The following is a 19,079-nucleotide window of genomic DNA, read 5'->3' as shown; positions in this document are numbered from 1 at the left end:
GACCCGGATAGCCGGGTCCGGCCGCTGCCGTTAAGCCGACAGGGCGGAGCTGACGCGCGGGATAGGATACCTAGGTGACTGAACCCATCCCTGCCGTGCCCGCACCGTTGTTCGGCGCCTCCGACATCCGCCGGCTGGCAGAGGAAATCGGGATCAGGCCTACGAAAACCCTGGGCCAGAACTTCGTTATCGACGGCAACACCATCCGGCGGATCGTCGCCGCCGCCGGCGTGGGGCCGGACGAGACCGTCCTCGAGGTCGGCCCGGGCCTCGGTTCCCTGACCCTGGGGCTGCTCGACGCCGCCGCGGCCGTTGTCGCGGTCGAAATCGACCCCGTCCTGGCCGCGAAGCTTCCGGAAACCGTCAAGGAATGGCGCCCGGCCGCCGCCAACGCGTTCCACCTGGTGCACGACGACGCCATGAAGGTCACCAAACTGCCGGTTGAACCCACTGCCCTGGTGGCCAACCTGCCGTACAACGTGGCGGTTCCGGTGGTGCTGCACCTGCTGCAGCATTTCCCAAGCCTGCGGCACGGGCTCGTGATGGTGCAGGACGAGGTGGCGGACCGGCTGGCCGCAGGCCCCGGGTCCAAGACCTACGGGGTACCGTCCGTCAAGGCGGCCTGGTACAGCCAGATGCGCAAGGCCGGCGTGATCGGCATGAACGTCTTTTGGCCCGCCCCCAAAATCCATTCCGGCCTGGTGGCCTTCACCCGGCGCGAGCCGCCGGCCACCACTGCCACCCGTGAGCAAGTGTTTGCCGTGGTGGACGCCGCGTTCGCGCAGCGCCGCAAGACGCTGCGGGCCGCCCTCGCCGGATGGGCAGGCGGGGCGCCGGAGGCGGAGCGCTGCCTGGTTGCTGCCGGCGTGGACCCCACTGCCCGCGGCGAGGTCATCGATATCCACGCTTTCGCCAGGATCGCCGAAGCCAGGGAATCGCGGCCGTGAACGCCCCGGCAGGCCGCTTCGCGGCCAGGACGGTCCGGGTCAAAGCGCCCGGCAAGGTCAACGTATCCCTGGCGGTAGGCCCGCTCCGTCCGGACGGCTACCACTCCGTCGCCAGTGTCTACCTCGCCGTATCCCTCTACGAGGAAGTTGCCGCCACCAGCACCGCGACTCCGGGAATCACGCTCAGCCTGAGCGCGGAAAGCACCCTGGACCTCGACGCCGTCGACATTCCACTGGACAGCAACAACCTGGCCTACAAGGCAGCCGCCATCATGGCTGACGTCTCCGAACACGCGACCGGCGTGCACCTGGAGATCACCAAACGCGTCCCGGTCGCCGGCGGCATGGGCGGCGGGTCGGCCGACGCCGCTGCCACGCTCCTGGCCTGCGACGCCCTTTGGAACAGCGGACTGTCCCGCGAAGAACTCGCCCACCTTGCCGCGGAACTTGGTGCGGACGTTCCTTTCTCGCTGCTCGGCGGCACCGCTGTGGGCTTGGGCTTGGGCGACAAACTCTCCCCGGCCCTGGCCAAGGCGCAAACCCACTGGGTGCTGGTGGCGGCCGACTACGGCCTGTCCACCCCGGAGGTGTACCGCACCCTCGACAGGCTGCGGGACGCCGAAGGCGTCCTCGCGGACGAGCCCACCGGCGTCGACCCGCACATCCTGGCGGCCCTGCGCAGCGGGGACGCCGAATCCTTGAGCCGTGTCCTGGTCAACGACCTGCAGCGTGCCTCCATCTCCTTGGCCCCTGCGCTGCGCGATACGCTGGGCATCGGCGAATCCCACGGTGCGATCGCCGGAATCGTGTCCGGTTCCGGCCCCACCGTGGCCTTGCTCGCCGACGATCCCGTGGCGGCCGAAGCACTCGCCGAGGACCTTCGGCACCAGGGCCTGGCAGCCCTCCACGTGCACGGCCCGGTCCCCGGGGCGCGCATCATCTCCGACACGCATCTCTAGACCCCTTCAGTTCGGCAGCAGAAAGCAGTTCCTTTGGCACACCTTCTTGGCGGCGAGAACCTCACAGTCTCCTACGCGACCCGCACCGTCCTGGACGGCATTACCCTGGGCCTTGAGGAAGGCGACCGGATCGGCATGGTGGGCCGGAACGGCGACGGCAAGTCCACCCTCATGCGCCTGCTGGCCCTGCGCTCCACGCCCGACTCAGGCCGCGTCACCAAGCGCGGCGACATCAACGTGGGGTACCTGGACCAAAGCGACGTGCTCGACGGCGACCTGACCGTTGGCGCCGCGATCGTAGGGGAACAGGCGGATTATGAGTGGGCACGCAACCCGCAAATCCGCGAGATCATGGGCGGCCTGGTGTCCGACGTCGACTGGCATGCCAACGTACATGCCCTCTCCGGCGGCCAGAAGCGGCGGGTGGCCCTGGCAAAGCTCCTCATCGAGGACCATGACGTCATCATGCTCGACGAACCCACCAACCACCTCGACGTCGAAGGAGTTGCCTGGCTTGCCCGGCACCTGAAGACCCGCTGGCGGACCAACCAGGGCGCCTTCCTGGTGGTGACCCACGACCGCTGGTTCCTCGACGAAGTCTGCAACAAGACCTGGGAAGTGCACGACGGCATCGTGGACCCCTTCGAAGGTGGATACGCGGCGTACGTCCTGGCCCGTGCCGAGCGTGACCGGATGGCCTCCGTGGTCGAAGGCAAGCGCCAGCAGCTGGTCAAGAAGGAACTGGCCTGGCTTCGCCGCGGCGCCCCGGCCCGGACCTCGAAGCCCAAGTTCAGGATCGAGGCCGCCAACGCCCTGATCGCCGATGTCCCCGAGCCCCGCGACTCCATGGCGTTGAACAAAATGGCCACCGCCCGCCAGGGCAAGGACGTCCTGGACCTGGAAAACATCTCCTTGAACTTCCGGGGCGCCGACGACGGCCGCAAGCTTTTTGACAACATCACCCTCCGCCTGGCCCCGGGCGAGCGGCTGGGCCTGGTGGGCGTCAACGGCGCCGGCAAGACCACCCTGCTGAAGCTGCTCAACGGCGAGATCACACCCGACGCCGGGAAGCTCAAGCGGGGGAAGACCGTGGTCACCGCGGTTCTCACCCAGGAGGTCAAGGAGCTCGACGACGTCGCGGACCTGCGCGTCATTGAGGTCATCGAACGCGAAAAGCGTTCCTTCAACGTGGGCGGCAAGGAATTCACCGCAGGCCAGCTGGTGGAGCAGCTCGGGTTCACCAACCAGAAGCAGTGGACCCCGGTCAAGGACCTCTCCGGCGGCGAGCGGCGCCGGCTGCAGTTGCTGAGGCTGCTGGTGGGGGAGCCCAACGTCCTGATGCTTGACGAGCCCACCAACGACCTTGATACCGACACCCTGGCCGCCGTGGAGGACGTCCTGGACGGCTGGCCCGGCACGCTGGTGGTGGTCAGCCACGACCGCTACCTGCTGGAGCGTGTCACCGACCACCAGATGGCCCTCCTGGGCGACGGCAAGCTCCGCGGCCTGCCCGGCGGCGTGGACCAGTACCTTGAGCTGCGCGAGGCCGCCCTGGCCGGCTCCACTGTGGCCGGCGGCGGCAACCCCGTCACCAGTGCGGGCCAGGGCCCCGCGGCCGCTGCCACCGGCACTGGCCCCTCCGAGGGGGAGAAGCGGGAGGCCCGCAAGGCACTCAACCGGATCGAACGGCAAATCAAGAAGCTGGATCAAGAGGAAAAGAAGCTTCACGACCTGATGCTGAAGACCACCGAGGCCGGCGATTTCGTCAAGCTCGCCGAGCAGAACAAACAGCTCAAGAACCTCACGGACGAAAAGGACGCCCTGGAAATGGAGTGGCTGGAGTCCTCAGAACTCCTCGGCGACTGACAAAGGCGACGCGGGCAGAACCAGGCAGTTACCCCTCCGACTGCAGCTCAGGGTCCTTCTTGAGGCCGGTGAGGCCGTTCCAGGCGAGGTTGACCAGGTGCGCGGCCACCGTTTGCTTGTCGGGCTGGCGGCTGTCCTGCCACCACTGCCCGGTCATGGCCACCATGCCGACCAGCATCTGGGCATACATGGCGCCGTCCTCGCCGCTGAAGCCGCGGCGCGAGAATTCGTCGGAAAGGATGTGTTCCACGCGGGCCGTGACGTGGGAGAGCAGCGTGGAGAAGGCGCCCTCGGGCTGGGACGGGGGAGCATCGCGCATCAGGATCCGGAAGCCCTCGGTGCGCTCCTCGATGTAGGTCAGCAGTGCCAAGGCGGCGCGTTCGACGAGGACGCGGGGTTTGGCTTCCTCGGTGAGGGCGGAATTGATGGCGTCCAGCAGGATGTGGAACTCGCACTCCACCACCTGCGTGTACAACCCTTCCTTGGATCCGAAGTGCTCGTAGATGACCGGCTTGGACACGCCCGCGCTGGCAGCGATCTCCTCAATGGTGGTCCCGTCGAGCCCGCGGACGGCGAAAAGGCCCCGGCCGACGTCGATCAACTGGCTTCGCCGCTGCAGGCCGGTCATCCGCATCCGCGGCAGGTTGTTGCTCACAATCCCATCATGCCCCACGGGCCACGGGCCCGATTCCGCCCGGCCGGCAGGGTAGATCCGGCCGGTGTCGCGCGGTGCCCTGAACCCATGGCAAAATAGGGACTTGTGCCCGGGCCTTGAGTCCTCCGGCACGGTCCGCTCTGGTGTAACGGCAGCACCCCGGCCTTTGGAGCCGTGGAGTATAGGTTCGAATCCTATGGGCGGAACTGCTGTGCGAGGAGCGTTCAGTAGGATGGCACCCGGTGCCGGGCGGACATGGCCGCCGGACACCGCAAAGCGCCAGCACAACCTAGCAAGGAGAGCCCGTACGTGATCCCCGAGAATGCCGGCCCGGCCGCTGTCATCGTTCTGGCAGCAGGCGCCGGTACCCGGATGAAATCGCGTACACCCAAGATTCTCCACGAAATCGGCGGCCTCTCCCTGGTGGGCCACGCCCTCCGTGCGGCCCGCAGCATCAACCCGCAGCGGCTCGCCATCGTGGTGCGCCACGAGCGTGACCTCGTTGCCGGCCATGTGTCGGCACTGGACCCCGACGCCGTGATTGTGGACCAGGACGACGTTCCGGGCACCGGGCGCGCCGTGGAAGCCGCACTCGAGGCGCTCCACGCGGAACAGGACCTGGCCGGCACGGTTGTGGTCACCTACGGCGATGTGCCACTGCTCTCAGGGGAGCTCCTGGACGAACTCGTGGCTACCCACGAGCGTGACGCCAACGCGGTCACTGTCCTCACCGCAGTCCTGGACGACGCCACCGGCTACGGCCGCATCCTTCGGGGCGAGGACGGCTCCGTCACGGGCATTCGCGAGCACAAGGATTCTTCCGAGGCCGAGCGGCTGATCCGCGAGGTCAACTCCGGTATCTACGCCTTCGACGCCGCCGTGCTCCGGGATGCGCTCGGCAAGGTCACCACGGACAACGCCCAGGGCGAGAAATACCTCACCGACGTCCTGTCCCTGGCCCGTGCAGCCGGAGGTCGGGTTGCCGCCGTCGTCACCGCCGACCGCTGGCAGGTGGAAGGCGCGAACGACCGCGTCCAGCTTGCCGCCCTCGGCGCCGAACTGAACCGCCGCACCGTCGAGGCCTGGATGCGCGCAGGCGTCACGGTGGTGGACCCCGCCACGACGTGGATCGACGCGTCCGTCACCCTTGACGAGGACGTCCGGCTGCTGCCCAACACCCAGTTGCACGGCGCCACCACCGTGGCGAGGGACGCCGTCGTCGGCCCCGACACCACCCTGACCGATGTCACGGTCGGCGAGGGCGCAACGGTGGTCCGCACCCACGGCTCCGGATCCGTGATCGGCCCACACGCCGGCGTCGGCCCCTTCACCTACCTGCGGCCGGGCACCGTCCTGGGCGAGCAGGGCAAGATCGGTGCCTTCTACGAAACCAAGAACGTCACGATCGGCCGGGGCTCCAAGCTGTCCCACCTGGGCTACGCGGGCGACGCCGAAATCGGCGAAGACACCAACATCGGCTGTGGAAACATCACGGCAAACTACGACGGCGAGAAGAAGCACCGCACGGTGATCGGCTCGGGCGTGCGTACCGGCTCCAACACCGTCTTTGTTGCCCCGGTCACCGTGGGGGACGGTGCCTACAGTGGCGCCGGCGCGGTGATCCGCAAGGACGTGCCGGCAGGAGCGCTCGCACTGAGCGTCGCCGCGCAGCGCAACGCCGAAGGCTGGGTCCCCGCGAACCGTCCGGGAACCCGCTCCGCCGAACTGGCCCAGGCAGCCACCCAGAACTCCTCCAGTACCCCGGCATCTACAGAAGAGGGCATGTAACAATGAGCGAAATTACGGCGCACGGCGAAAAGAAGCTGGTGCTCGCCACCGGGCGGGCCCATCCGGAGCTGGCCCGGGAAATCGCCAAGGAACTCGGCACTGACCTGCTGCCCGTTGATGCCTACGACTTCGCGAACGGCGAAATCTACGTCCGCGCGGGTGAAAGCGTCCGCGGCACCGATGCCTTCGTGATCCAGGCCCACCCGGCACCGCTGAACAACCACCTGATGGAACAGCTGATCATGATCGATTCGCTGAAGCGGGCCTCCGCCAAGCGCATCACCGTGGTTTCCCCGTTCTACCCCTACGCCCGGCAGGACAAGAAGGGCCGCGGCCGCGAGCCCATCTCCGCCCGCCTGGTGGCAGACCTCTACAAGACTGCCGGCGCGGACCGCATCATGAGCGTTGACCTGCACACCTCCCAGATCCAGGGCTTCTTCGATGGTCCGGTGGACCACTTGATGGCCATTCCGCTGCTTGCCGACTACATCCGCACCCGGGTGGACGCCGAAAACATCACGGTCGTCTCCCCGGACACCGGCCGCGTCCGCGTTGCCGAACAGTGGGCCGAACGCCTCGGCGGCGCGCCGCTGGCCTTCGTGCACAAGAGCCGCGATCTCACTGTTCCCAACCAGGCTGTCTCCAAGACGGTGGTGGGCCAGATCGAGGGCCGCACCTGCGTGCTGATCGATGACATGATCGACACCGGCGGAACCATCTCCGGCGCCGTTACCGTGCTGAAGAACGCCGGGGCCAAGGACGTGATCATCGCGGCCACGCACGCCGTTTTCTCCGAGCCTGCCGCCCGCCGCCTCTCTGAGTCCGGTGCCCGCGAAGTGGTGGTCACCAACACTCTGCCGCTCACCGCGTCCCAGCGCTTCCCGCAGCTGACGGTGCTGTCCATCGCGCCGCTGATCGCCCGCGCCATCCGCGAAGTGTTCGACGACGGTTCGGTCACCAGCCTCTTCGACGGCAAGGCGTAGTACCCGCTGGTTGAGCCTGCCGAAACCCGGGATTGCGGTTTCGGAAGGCTCAACCACGGACGCTTGCTTCGTTTTCAGTAATCGGGCCCGGCGCTGGTAGGCTTGACCCCGATACCTTGGCGAGGGAGAGCAATGTCTCCGTTATCGACTGGGTCTGCTTGTCCCTTGATAAGAGGGACTGCCTTCTTGAAGGGCCGCCTCCCGGCCGCCCGGCGTTGAAGGTCACACCAGACCTCCGCCCTTGCTGAACACCGTTTCGTCTTCAAGGAGATTTCCATGTCTGAGCAGAAGCTCGCAGCAGAACTGCGTACCGAATTCGGCAAGGGCTACGCCCGCCGCGCACGGATGGCCAACCTGATCCCTGCCGTCATCTACGGCCACGGCGCAGAGCCCATCCACGTCACCCTTCCGGCCAAGGCCACCACCCTGGCTGTCCGCACCGCCAACGCCCTGCTGTCCCTGGACATCAACGGTGAAGGCCACCTTGCCCTGGTCAAGGACATCCAGCGCGACCCCGTAAAGCAGATCATCGAGCACATCGACCTCCTGACCGTCCGCAAGGGCGAGAAGGTCACCGTCGACGTTCCCGTGCACGTTGAGGGCGAATCCGCTCCCGGCACCGTCCACAACCTGGAACTGACGGTTGTGTCCCTCGAAGCCGAGGCCACCCACCTGCCCGAGTCCGTCGTCGTCAGCATCGAAGGCCGCGGCGCCGGCGAGCACATCCACGGCTCCGACCTGGTCCTGCCCAAGGGCACCGTCCTGCTGACCGACGCCGAGGCACTCGTCGTCAACATCTCCGAGGCCGTCGAAATCGCCGAGGAAGAGGAAACCGAAGGCGCGTCCGAGGGCGCAGCCGAAGGGGCTTCCGAGGCAGCAGAAGAAGCAGCCGCAGAGTAAGCACTCCGCACTCCCTGACAGTGGCCGGACCCCGCACGGGGCCGGCCACTGTCGTGTCCGCACAGAGCCCTTCCCGCCCCAACCGCCCCCATAGGATTGATCCATGACTGATACCTGGCTGATCGTCGGCCTCGGCAACCCCGGGGCGCAGTACCAAGGCAACAGGCACAACGTTGGCCAGATGGTCCTTGATGAACTCGCCTCGCGGATCGGCGCAGGCTTCAAGGCCCACAAAGCCCGCGCCCAGGTCCTTGAGGGACGCCTGGGAATCGGCGGCCCGCGGGTAGTCCTGGCCAAGCCGATGACGTACATGAACGTCTCCGGCGGCCCCGTGTCTGCCCTCGCCAACTTCTACGGGATCGGCCCCGAGTACGTCGTGGCCGTCCATGACGAGATCGACATCCCCTTCAACACGGTGAAACTCAAGCTCGGCGGCGGCGAAGGCGGCCACAACGGCCTGCGCGATATTTCCAAAGCACTCGCCACCAAGGACTACCTCCGGGTCCGGGTGGGAGTGGGCCGGCCGCCCGGCCGGATGGACACGGCAGACTATGTCCTGCGCGATTTCGGCACCGCGGAACGGAAGGAGCTGCCCTTCCTGATCGATGACGCAGCGGATGCCGTTGAGTCCTTGGTCCGGGAAGGACTTACTGCCGCGCAGCAGAAATTCCACCCCGCCAAGTCCGGATCACGCCAACCCGAATCGTAAAAGTTCCCTTATGCCCTGTTTCCTTGTCAGTGGCAAGGGGTACTCTTCTTCCTATGCGGGGGAGCAATGGGGCTACATCCCGCTATTGCAGGATGTAGGGGACAAGTTCATGTCAATCGAGCCACTCAGCTGGGGACGTGGGTCAACACCTCAGGGTGATGGGCTGGCCACGGGATCCTCCGCTGTGCCGGAGGGCCAGCAATGGTCCGTGCCGGCACGAAGTGCCAACCTTGACGCCGTCCGCACAGCGTTGACCAGCGAACAGTCCTTCGGAGCGGTCATCACCGGCGCCCGCGGAGTGGGGAAATCCTCCCTGGCCAGGGCGGTGGTGGCAGACCTGGGCCCGGACATCTGGTCGCTGCAGTTGCGGAGCGCACCCTCCGGCGCCAACACCCCGTATGGCTGCCTTTCCTTCCTCCTTGCCCGGTTGCCGCAGGCCTACATGGGTTCACCTACGGCCATCCTGCGCGGGATCACCTCCCTGATCCGGAGCGACGCCGCGGGCAGGCCATGCATCATCACGCTGGACACCTCCGGCACCATCGACGACATGAGCGCCGGCGTACTGCTGAACGTCCTGTTGACGGGCACGGCAAGGATCATCGCCGTCGCTCCCAAAGCCAGCGATCTCCCGGCGGATTTCCACTGGCTCCTCACGGACCGCAAGCTCACCGAAGTCCGGCTCAGCAACCTCAACGAACTGCAGACCCGGCAGGTCCTGCTGTCCCTCCTGGGCCACCGCGTCTCATCGTCCCTGGTCACCACCTATCACCAGATGGTGGGCGGCAACCCCCTGCTGCTCAAAGCCCTGGTCACCGAGCAGCAGCTTTCCGGAAACCTGGTGCTGTCCGAATCCGTCTGGACGCTCCGGGACAAAGTGGTGCTCGACGGCGCCGCGAGCCTGGATGACATCGTCAGGTCCCGCTGGACACGGGAAACACCGGAAACCCGCGAAGTCATTGAAATGTTGTCCTGCGCCCGCCGGGTGGAACTGTCCAGGCTTACCGCCATCTACGGCGCCGACGTCGTGGCGGACATGGAGGATGCCGGACTGCTTGAGATCGACGACTCCGAGTACCGCTGGGTGTCACTTCGGGAGAAGTACATCGGCGACGTCGTCAGGACCTGGCTGAGCATTTCCCGGCGCCGGGAGCTCCGCAGCGTGCTGCTGGGCGGCACGGAGCCTGACCCCGCGGCCATGACCGTCGACGAACTGATGTCGTTTGCCGCCTGGACCCATGAATGCGAGGCGGAACTCAGCCCGGCACTGGCGCTTGCGGCCGCCCAGGCTGCCGTCCAGCTCTTCGACCCCCGGTTTGCGTTGACCTATGCGGAGATGCTCCAGCGGACGGATGCCCAATGGGCGTCCGCGCAGCGGCAAAAGGCTGCCGCATACCTGCAGTTGGACATGGCGGTCCAGGCCCTGTCCGCCCTTGAGGACATCACCCAGCCTGAACTGGAGGCCCTCGACCTCGAAGAGTACGCCCAGGTGGTGGCCGCCAAGGCACAGGTCATGCTCTGCCTTCCGGAACGGTCCGGCACGGTGGAGGAGCTCTTCGCCTCCGCCCGCGAACGCCTGGACGCCGTGGGAGACCACTCAGCCTGGCCTGCGCCGGCCGCAGTGGCCGCCAACCGCATCTCACTGAGCGAGTTCGAGTACCAGGCGTACGCGGGCAGGTATACGGCCATGATTCCGGCACTTGAGCGGGCGGTCGATCCCGCCGCCAACCCTGACACCGGGTACCGGCTCCACTGCGCGATCATCCTGATGAGCTCACTGGCCATGACGGGCCGGGAAATGGACGCCCTGGGCCTCGTGCGCCTGATCGGCGGCCAGCTCAGCGATGCCTCGCACATTGTGGGCCTTCGGGAGCGGTATACGCGGGAGGCATACTTCGTCCTGTTGATGGCCGGCCAGTGGCGGCGCTGCATCGACCTCATGGCCCCGTTCAGCGCCGGCCAGCCGTTCCGGCTCCCTTACCGCAGCGCTGCCACGGAAATCGCGGCCGGGATAGCCTTCGCATTTTCCGGTCGCGGCGAGGCCGCCTTGGAGCCCCTGATTTCGGCCGCAGCGCAGCTGGAGCTGCAGCCGGTCCAAGGTGCGCTTCGCACCGCCTACGCGGCAACGGCCTTGGCCTACGCCCAGACCGGAAACGCCGCGCTGTCACGCAAGTACCTGACGAAAGTCCAGCGAATGCCCGGCAGGTCAGGGTTTGCCGTGGAGAGCATCATCGAGTTCTGCACACTGGTGGCCGGACGGTGGCTGGGCGACTCGGACGCCGTGACAAGCCTCAAGCAGGGGGCCCGTGCGAACGTCGAAGCAGGCAGGTACGCCATGGCCGGGATCTACCTGCTCGCGGCAACGGTGAATGGCGGCGATGCCGACTTCCGCTTCCTGGAGGAGATCGCGGGCCACCGGCAAGGCCCCCTGGCCGAGGTTTCCCGGCTGATAGCAGTGGGAAGCCGGACAAAGGATGCGAAGTCGCTCCTCGCCGGCGGCGAACTTGCAGCCACCCTGGAACTCGACGCCGTCGAAGCCAGGTGCATGGCACTGGCGGTGGACTTCGCCCGCCAGGACGGGGATGCCCTTTCGGCCCGGACCGCGCAGGCAAGGCTGGACATCCTGGCCGCTACCGTCGCCAACCTCCCCATCGTTCCCAGCAGCGGGAGCCCGCTGCTGACCAGCCGCGAGCGGCAGATTGCGCGAATGGCCGGCAGGGGTGCCTCGAACCGTGACATCGCCCTGGAAATGGGTGTCTCAGTCCGCACCGTCGAAGGCCACCTTTACCAGGTGTTCACCAAGCTGGGCGTAACTTCAAGGGGTGATCTGACTGGACTCGTCTAATGGCCACAAACCCACATCCGGCCACCGGCTCCTGACCGGACGGCGGGAACCCGTGGACCGGATCTGCGACCTGGTCCGCAATGGCACCAACCATGCGGTCTTCATCATGGCCGGCCCGGGAATTGGAAAATCGGCGGTGACCGACGCCGTTACCGAACGGCTCGCCGGGCACCTGAACGTGGTGCGGGTCCACGCCAGTTCCGCCCTTGCCGGGGTGCCATTCGGGGTCCTGACCCCCTATACCGGGGAACTCACGGCGGAGGAGTCGGTCTCGCCGGTCGCCGTGTTGCGGTCGATGTGGTCCTACTTTGAAAAGCTGAAGACCGGCAACGGCTCGGCAGTCCTGCTGGCGGTGGACGACGCACATCACCTGGATGAGGCCTCGGCGGGGGTTCTGGCGGAGCTGATTTCGGCGGGCTGGGCAACCGTGATGGCGGCCGCCCGCCCCCGGCCAGGCCTTCCGCAGCCGCTGGAGCAGCTCTGGTACGACGGCCTTGCCGAGCGCGTGGACCTTCGGCCCTTGAACCGGGAACAGATAGAGGAGGTCCTGGCCCACGTTCTGGACGGAACCGTTCCAGCTGCCACGGTGGACGCCATCTGGAGTGCTTCGAGCGGAAACCCCCGAATCCTTGATGCCTTGCTGCATGATTCCGCCGAGGCCGGCGTCCTGGCCAAACGTAACGGAATCTGGATGCTGCTCGGTGATCTTCCTGCCGACGGGCCCCGGCTGGCGGCGGTGGTTGCCAAGGACCACCTGCGCCGCGGACCGGAGGAACAGGAAGCCCTGAAGCTTATCGCCCTGGCCGGTCCGGTGGGCCGTAAAGTCATCGAAGACATCAGCGGAGCAGCCGTGGTCCGGTCCCTGCTGGACCAGCAGATGATCGTCGAGACTCCTGGAGTTCCCTCGGAACTGTACCTCTGGAACGCCCTTTTCGCCGGTGCCATCAGGAACACGGTTTCGGTCTCCCGGAGCCTCCAGCTGTTGGAGAAGGTCAAGGCACACCAGGACCCCGGACTGCTGCAGGGGGAAGGCCGGCTCCGTTCGGTGGAGTGGGCGCTGGAGTGTGGCCTCCGTGTCGGCGACGACGAGCTGCTGGCCGCCGCCAAAGTGGCGTTGCTCAAGTACCGCAACCACAGTGCGAGGTCCATCGCGGCCAGGATCCGCAATCCCGCCATGATTCCCTTGGCCCAGGCCGTCCAGGCCCGGGCCCTGTATAACGACGGTTCCTACCAGGAGGCCGCAGCCCTCCTGGACGAATGCTGGCTCCCGCTGGCCGGGGACCCGCAGGGGCCGGCAGCCCTGGTGCTCCGGGTATCGGCACACCAGGCCAATGGCCGGCTGCTGGCGGATGTAGCGGAGGACGTGGAACGGGCCTGCCCGCAATTCGGCCAGGACGGAAGCTGGCAGGCGGAGTTGCTGCGGGTGCTGCGGCTCGGGACCGAGGTCAACTTCCAAGCACTTGGCGACGAAGTCGACAGGATCCGGAAACGTGGCGGAGCGGGCTCCGGGGGAGAGCCGCTCCGTGCACTGGCGGAGGCGCTCCTGGCCCATGCCCTGGCTGCTGCAGGGTGTCCCGTCCAAGGTTTGGATGCTGCCATGATGGCGGCGTCGGAGCTTCCTCCGCTGGAAGGCAGCCTGTTTTTCTTCCCTGAGTTCGTGCTGGGCCGGTTGGTGTCGGACTACCTGGCCATGGGCGAATGGGAATCGGCCGAGCGGGAACTCAACGGCTACGCGGCCGGCCACGGCGCCGGCGCGGCCACCTTTGACGGGAGCCTGAACGTACTCCGCGGCTATTCCCTGCTTCGGCAGGGCCGGATGGAACGGGCCTACCAAGTCCTGCTGCCCGCCGTGGAAGCCTTGAGGCTCAATGATCCGTTACAGCTGTACCGCTTTGGCACGGCGCTGGGCTATTACGTGGCGGCCCGGCTCGGCGATACCGAACAAGCGAAACGGCTGGAACAGGATCACAAGGACGCCTTCGCCGGCGGCCCCGCACACGATCTCCTGGCCGAGGCGTACGTGGCAGCGGCGGCGGAATACACCGCCCGCGACGGCAAGGGGCTGGCTGCGCTGCAAACGCTGATGACGACGACGGAGGCAGCCGCCAGGGCAGGAAACCTCCTCGAAGTCCTGGCCATGTGCTGGGACCTGGGGGACCCCTCGGTGATCCCCATGGTCCAGACGGTTGCCCGTGGCGTGGAAGGCCGCTGGGCGGAGGCGCTGCTGACCCTGGCCACGGCGTGGGAAGACGCCGACGGCGACGCCCTGATGGCAACGGCTGCCTCGCTGGAGGAAGCAGCCTTTGTCAACCTGGCCCGGGAGGCATATGCCCGTGCCAGCACGGTGCTGGAACAGGCCGGCGAACGCCGCCGGTCCCGGCAGGCGGTGGCCCAGCGGGAAAAGTGCGACCACGAACTCGGTGAACGCTTCCGCGAGGGACGCTTCATCGCCGCCGCACCCGCGGTCCACCTCACCCGCCGCGAGCAGGACATCGTCGAACTGGCCGTCCAGGGGCTGACCGACCGGGAGATCGCCCAGCGCCTGATGGTCTCGGTGCGCACCGTGGAAGGCCACCTGTATCGCACCTACGTCAAGCTTGGTGTCCGCAGCCGTGATGAGCTGGAGACGGCACTGCCCAAATAACCCCGGCTGTCCTTCGCCGGCACCTGTCCGCCCACAGCCGCCGGGCCGACGTCGGACGGTCTGTGCCGTGCGTTCCGCGCGCCGCGGAACCAGGCCCCGGGCCCAGCGTTCGCGTCCCTGGAATGCGTCCCTGGCCTCGGCCCGGTAGTGCACCCCCAAGGATTCGAGTACACCCTACTCGTGTACGGGAGGGCGCTACCGGATTTACTTAAGGAGGCAAAGCAAAGCGGCAGGCTGGACACCGCGGAGCAGCCGATCAGGACATTAAAGCCCCTCACACTTCCGGTCCCCACGGACCGGGCACAGACGGGGCCGGCGACGTCAGAGTCTTCTGAGACCGAGACTCTCCCCCCAGCCGTCGCCGGCCCTCTGCTCCCTCGGCTGAAGCCCGGGGCAGCGGTGGCGGCTGCCCCTCCGGGCGGCCGCCACAGCCGTGTTGTGGGACAATTGGGTGTCAGACATTGGCAGCCCAAGGAGTTCGTTTTGGCCGTAGTATCAACGCCAGCCACGCTGGAACGCGCCCTGCCGGCCATGGATAACGCTGAAGTGCTGCGCATCCGCAACGACTTTCCCGTGCTGGACCAGCTGGTCAACGGGCAGCCGCTGGTGTACCTGGACTCCGGCGCCACCTCGCAGAACCCGGTCAGCGTCATCGAAGCCGAGCAGGAGTTCTACGAGCAGCGCAACGCTGCCGTGCACCGCGGCGCACACCACCTTGCGGTGGAGGCCACGGAAGCCTTCGAGGATGCCCGGCAAACCATCGCCGACTTCATCGGTGCCGGCTATGAAGAGACTATCTGGACCTCGAACGCCACCGAGGGGCTGAACCTCATCTCCTACGCCCTGTCCAACGCCGGCATGTGGGCTGCCCAGGGCCGCGGCGACCAGGGCCTGCGGGAACTGGCGCCGGGGCCCGGGGACGAGATTGTGGTGACCGAGATGGAGCACCACGCCAACCTGATTCCGTGGCAGGAACTGGCTTTCCGTACCGGGGCGACGCTCCGCCATATTCCCGTCGATGACCACGGCAGCCTGCGCATGGACGCTGCGGCAAAGGTCATCGGACCCCGGACCAAGCTCCTGGCCTTCACGCATGCCTCCAACGTCCTGGGCATCATCAACCCGGTGCAGGAACTGACGGCCCTGGGCCGTGCCGCCGGCGCCCTGGTGGTCCTGGACGCCTGCCAGTCCGCCCCGCACCTGCCCTTGCACGTCAAGGAACTGGACGTGGACTTCGCGGTGCTCTCCGGCCACAAAATGCTCGCCCCCACGGGCATCGGCGTGCTGTACGGACGCCAGGAACTCCTGGACATCCTGCCGCCGTTCCTGACCGGCGGATCCATGATCACCACCGTCACCATGGAACGGGCAGAGTACCTGCCGGCACCACAACGCTTCGAAGCCGGTACCCAGCGCATCTCCCAGGCCGTGGCGTTGGCCGCCGCAGCCAACTACCTCACCGAAACCGGGCTGGACCGGATCCACGCCTGGGAATCCGAACTCGGCCAGCGCATGGTGGCGGGCCTGGAAGCCATTCCCGGCGTCAGGGTCCTGGGCCCGGCCGCAGGAAAGGAACGGATTGGCCTGGCCGCGTTCGACGTCGAAGGCGTCCACGCCCACGACGTCGGGCAGTTCCTGGACTTCCGCGGGATCGCCGTGCGCGTCGGGCATCACTGCGCCCAGCCGCTGCACCGGCGGCTTGGGCTGACCGCCACCACCCGCGCCAGCGCCTACCTGTACAACACCACCGACGACGTGGACCGCTTCCTTGAAGCCGTGGCCGGCGTCCGGGCCTACTTCCGCGCCTAGCGGAGAACACGAAGGGTTGCACCATGAGCCTCGACCAGCTGTACCAGCAGATCATCCTGGACCATTCCAAGGCCCGCCACGGCAGCGGGCTGGCAGCCACCGACGCCCCGGCGGGCGCGGCAACGGGCCAGTCCCACCAGCTCAACCCGGTATGCGGAGACGAAGTCACCCTCCGGCTGGCGGTGCGGGACGGCAAAGTGGCCCAGGTGGCGTGGGACGGTGCCGGCTGCTCCATTTCCATGGCCTCGGCCTCGGTCCTCTCCGAACTCGCCGAAGGCATGACCGTTGCCGAACTCCACCAAGTGATCGAGAGTTTCCGCGAGGTGCTCCGCTCACGCGGCAAGGTCCAGGCCGACCCCGAAGTGCTGGGGGACGCCGCCGCCTTCGAAGGGGTTGCCCGCTACGCGGCCCGGGTCAAGTGCGCCATGATTTCCTGGGTGGCCGCGGAGGACGCCCTCAACCAAGCGGCATAAGCAGGGAACAGAACAGCCCGGGCCTTCCTCCTGCAGGAGGATGGCCCGGGCTGTGCTCTGCGGGATCTGTGGCTGCCGCGCGGAAGGGTCAGCCCAGCAGCCCCAGGACGCCGATGACTGCGGTGGCGAGTCCCAGCACCATGGAGATGCTGACCAGCACCACATGCACGGTGAGGAACCTGGTGGCCTTTCCGGCACTGTCGCGGGCCCGGGGATCGTTCATGACCCGGCGCAGGAACTGCGGCCAGACCACCAGCGACCAAACGCCGGCGACAATGAGGACCAGCGCAGCGAAGACGGGCAGTGCCATGTGCTAGTGGCTTTCCAGCCAGGCCTGCGCCTGCGTGGCCTGCAGGTTCAGCGCCTTGGCCACCATGGGCTCGGCGGCGTCGGCGATCTTGCCGCCCAGGAACGGAACGGAGGACTTCACCGCGCCCTCAAGCTCCACCCGGGTTCCGCCGGCGTCGGCCACCAGCCGCTGCACGGCCGTGACGTCCACCGGGGCGCCGGCGATCTTCAGCGAGATGTTGCTCTGGCGGGAGCCGTCAGCGGCGGGGGCATCCCAGTTTTCAACCTGGGTCACCTTGAGGTGCTCGCCGACGAACTTGCGGGCAATCTCGGGCAGCCGGGTGGTGGGGAGGGTCCGCACCGACGTGGCGCTGAACGCACCGGCGGTGTCGCCGTCGACGGTGAAGGACTCCAGTTCGCCGCCCACCAGTTGGCTGACGTGGCGCTGGAAATCCTCGTTCACCAGCACAGCGGCGACGCTGTCAACGGAGTGCGGAAGGGTGGTGGTTGCGCTCAGCGCCATGGGTCCTCCTGGGACGTCGGGAAAGGATTTACGCCTCCAACATCCTACGGGGTCGCCTGTGCGCGGTCCGCATCGGCCAGTTTTTGGGCCGCCGCGGTGATGTTCCGCGCCATGGCCGGGAAGATCAGGCTGTGGAACGGGAGGACGGCCAGCCAGTAGAGCCGTCCGCTCAGGCCTTTCGGGAAGAAGATGGCCCGCTGCCGGTACCGGCTGCCTCCGCCGTCGGGCTCCACGGAGAGCTCCAGCCAGGCACGGCCGGGCGCGCGCATTTCTGCCCGCAGCCGGAGCAGCCGGCCGCGGTCGATCTGCTCCACCCGCCACCAGTCCACTACTTCGCCGGCTGCCAGGGTATGCGGGTGGCGGCGGCCACGCAGCAGCCCGGCGCCGCCGGTCAGCTTGTCCAGCCAGCCCCGCACCTGCCAGGCCAAGGGCAGCGAGTACCAGCCGTTGCGGCCGCCGATACCCTCGATAATGGTCCAGACGTGCGCCGGGTCCACGTCTGCGTGGAACGTCCGTTCGTCGATGTACACCTTGTGCCCGGCCCACTCCGGGTCGCTGGGCAGGGGGTCGGAATCCGCGCCGGCATTCGCCCAGGTGGTCTCCACCTGGCCGTCCCGTTCCTTGCCCAGCGCCAGGGCCACCGCGGTGCGGTAGGGGGTGAGGCCGCCGTCGGGCTGTGGAATGAACTGGTCGATGTCGTGCTCGTTGGCCACCGCGTCATGCTGGAGCGACTGGACCAGGGGGACCGCCATGGACCATGGAATGGGGGTTGTCAGGGCCACCCACATGCCAGCCAGCTTGGGCGCCGGAACGGGCAGCGCCAACACCACACGGTAAGGCAGGCCGGCCTCGGCTGAGTACTCCTGCATCATCCTGGCGTAGGTCAGCACCTGCCGGCAGCCGATGTCGAAGGTCCGGTTGATGGGGCCCTCAAGGGACGCCGCGGCCACCAGGTAGTAGAGCACATCACGGACGGCGATGGCCTCGATCCGGTTGCGCACCCAGCTTGGCGCCGGCATGAGCGGCAGGGTCTCGGACAGGTGCCGGATCATCTCGAAGGAGGCGGAGCCGGAACCGATCACCACGCCCGCCTGGTACACGACCGAATCCACCGGACTGTCCAGGAAAACCTTGCCCACGGCCTCGCGTGAGCGCATGTGGGTGGAAAGCTCCACGCCCTTCGGATGCAGGCCGCCCAGGTACACGATCCTGCCGACACCGGCCGCCGCGGCAGCATCCGCCGCCGTACGGGCCATCGCCTTTTCCTTCGCCTCGAAACCGGCGCCTGCGGCCATCGAGTGCACCAGGTAGTAGAAAATGTCGACGCCGGCAAGGGCTTCGCGGAGGGCGGCGCCGTCGTCGAGGCTGCTTTCCACCACGTCCACCTTGGTGCGCCAGGGCACGCCGGCGATCTTGTCGGGGGAGCGGACCAGGACCTTGACCGTGTGGCCCGCTTCCAGCAGCTTTGGCACGAGCCGGCCGCCGATGTAGCCGGTGGCACCTGTGACAAGGACCGTCTTTGGTGTTGGCCGGGCAGTCATTTCGCTCATACTGGCTCCTGTTCGTCCAATGGGGTTCGGAGCGGCGGCCTGTCCGGACGGCTGCTCCGACGCCGAATGCGATGGCAGTGCCAGCCTAGGCCCGCTGTCGCCGCTCTGCCATGTCGGTCCCGCGCGGTAGGCTGGAAGCT

At 67.3% G+C, this 19,079-nt stretch carries 15 protein-coding genes and 1 tRNA gene; 12 read left to right on the top strand and 4 right to left on the bottom strand.

Going from position 1 to position 19,079, the window contains the following annotated elements; all coding sequences use genetic code 11:
* The first annotated feature begins 74 nt into the window (after positions 1 to 74).
* The 3 genes from rsmA to ACFVVC_RS13805 are packed head-to-tail and all read left to right on the top strand — an operon-like array spanning position 75 to position 3,772.
* Positions 75 to 947, top strand: coding sequence for a 16S rRNA (adenine(1518)-N(6)/adenine(1519)-N(6))-dimethyltransferase RsmA (gene rsmA, locus ACFVVC_RS13815; protein ID WP_387454111.1), 873 nt, complete (start codon positions 75 to 77; stop codon positions 945 to 947).
* Positions 944 to 1,906, top strand: coding sequence for a 4-(cytidine 5'-diphospho)-2-C-methyl-D-erythritol kinase (locus tag ACFVVC_RS13810; RefSeq protein WP_387454108.1), 963 nt, complete (start codon positions 944 to 946; stop codon positions 1,904 to 1,906). The genes rsmA and ACFVVC_RS13810 overlap by 4 nt, the downstream gene beginning before the upstream one ends.
* Positions 1,907 to 1,939: 33 nt before the next feature.
* Positions 1,940 to 3,772: an ATP-binding cassette domain-containing protein gene (locus ACFVVC_RS13805; RefSeq protein WP_387454105.1), complete on the top strand. Its 1,833-nt coding sequence runs from the start codon at positions 1,940 to 1,942 to the stop codon at positions 3,770 to 3,772.
* A gap of 28 nt (positions 3,773 to 3,800) precedes the next feature.
* Here the strand turns inward: ACFVVC_RS13805 and ACFVVC_RS13800 are convergent, their stop codons facing one another.
* Entirely contained in the window at positions 3,801 to 4,427 is a 627-nt protein-coding gene (locus tag ACFVVC_RS13800; protein ID WP_387454102.1) for a TetR/AcrR family transcriptional regulator, read from the bottom strand.
* Positions 4,428 to 4,561: 134 nt separating this feature from the next.
* Here ACFVVC_RS13800 and ACFVVC_RS13795 point away from each other — a divergent pair.
* The 9 genes from ACFVVC_RS13795 to sufU all read left to right on the top strand — a co-directional run bounded on the left by ACFVVC_RS13795 (position 4,562) and on the right by sufU (position 16,578).
* Positions 4,562 to 4,633, top strand: a tRNA-Gln gene (locus ACFVVC_RS13795).
* 103 nt (positions 4,634 to 4,736) lie between these two features.
* Positions 4,737 to 6,215, top strand: a complete 1,479-nt coding sequence (glmU, locus tag ACFVVC_RS13790) for a bifunctional UDP-N-acetylglucosamine diphosphorylase/glucosamine-1-phosphate N-acetyltransferase GlmU (protein WP_387454099.1) — start codon at positions 4,737 to 4,739, stop codon at positions 6,213 to 6,215.
* Between the two features lie 2 nt (positions 6,216 to 6,217).
* The gene (locus tag ACFVVC_RS13785; RefSeq protein WP_018762958.1) at positions 6,218 to 7,198 is read left to right on the top strand and encodes a ribose-phosphate diphosphokinase; all 981 of its coding nucleotides are present in this window, start codon (positions 6,218 to 6,220) and stop codon (positions 7,196 to 7,198) included.
* Between the two features lie 276 nt (positions 7,199 to 7,474).
* The gene (locus ACFVVC_RS13780; protein WP_387454096.1) at positions 7,475 to 8,098 is read left to right on the top strand and encodes a 50S ribosomal protein L25/general stress protein Ctc; all 624 of its coding nucleotides are present in this window, start codon (positions 7,475 to 7,477) and stop codon (positions 8,096 to 8,098) included.
* Between the two features lie 103 nt (positions 8,099 to 8,201).
* A complete protein-coding gene (gene pth, locus ACFVVC_RS13775; RefSeq protein ID WP_387454093.1) occupies positions 8,202 to 8,807 on the top strand; it encodes an aminoacyl-tRNA hydrolase in 606 nt (201 codons plus the stop codon).
* Positions 8,808 to 8,916: 109 nt separating this feature from the next.
* Entirely contained in the window at positions 8,917 to 11,652 is a 2,736-nt protein-coding gene (locus ACFVVC_RS13770) for a LuxR C-terminal-related transcriptional regulator (protein ID WP_387454091.1), read from the top strand.
* A gap of 52 nt (positions 11,653 to 11,704) precedes the next feature.
* Positions 11,705 to 14,296 (top strand): LuxR C-terminal-related transcriptional regulator, encoded by a 2,592-nt coding sequence (locus ACFVVC_RS13765; protein WP_387454088.1) that lies wholly within the window; start codon positions 11,705 to 11,707, stop codon positions 14,294 to 14,296.
* Between the two features lie 483 nt (positions 14,297 to 14,779).
* Positions 14,780 to 16,105: a SufS family cysteine desulfurase gene (locus tag ACFVVC_RS13760; protein ID WP_387454086.1), complete on the top strand. Its 1,326-nt coding sequence runs from the start codon at positions 14,780 to 14,782 to the stop codon at positions 16,103 to 16,105.
* A 23-nt stretch (positions 16,106 to 16,128) separates the two neighbouring features.
* The gene (sufU, locus tag ACFVVC_RS13755) at positions 16,129 to 16,578 is read left to right on the top strand and encodes a Fe-S cluster assembly sulfur transfer protein SufU (protein ID WP_387454083.1); all 450 of its coding nucleotides are present in this window, start codon (positions 16,129 to 16,131) and stop codon (positions 16,576 to 16,578) included.
* An 88-nt stretch (positions 16,579 to 16,666) separates the two neighbouring features.
* Here sufU and ACFVVC_RS13750 read toward each other — a convergent pair whose 3' ends face one another.
* From ACFVVC_RS13750 to ACFVVC_RS13740, 3 genes are read right to left on the bottom strand one after another with little or no spacing between them, the layout of a single operon-like run.
* Positions 16,667 to 16,888 carry an SCO4848 family membrane protein gene (locus ACFVVC_RS13750; protein WP_387454080.1) on the bottom strand — a complete coding sequence of 74 codons (222 nt, stop codon included), beginning with the start codon at positions 16,886 to 16,888 and terminating at the stop codon, positions 16,667 to 16,669.
* 3 nt (positions 16,889 to 16,891) lie between these two features.
* Positions 16,892 to 17,389, bottom strand: coding sequence for a DUF2505 domain-containing protein (locus ACFVVC_RS13745; RefSeq protein WP_387454077.1), 498 nt, complete (start codon positions 17,387 to 17,389; stop codon positions 16,892 to 16,894).
* 44 nt (positions 17,390 to 17,433) lie between these two features.
* On the bottom strand, positions 17,434 to 18,939 hold the full coding sequence (locus ACFVVC_RS13740; protein WP_387454074.1) for an SDR family oxidoreductase: 1,506 nt from the start codon (positions 18,937 to 18,939) through the stop codon (positions 17,434 to 17,436).
* Positions 18,940 to 19,079 lie beyond the last annotated feature (140 nt).

This window comes from Pseudarthrobacter sp. NPDC058196, from assembly GCF_042882685.1.
In the GTDB taxonomy this organism is placed as follows: Bacteria; Actinomycetota; Actinomycetes; order Actinomycetales; family Micrococcaceae; genus Arthrobacter.
This window is presented reverse-complemented; position numbering and strand designations above follow the sequence as displayed.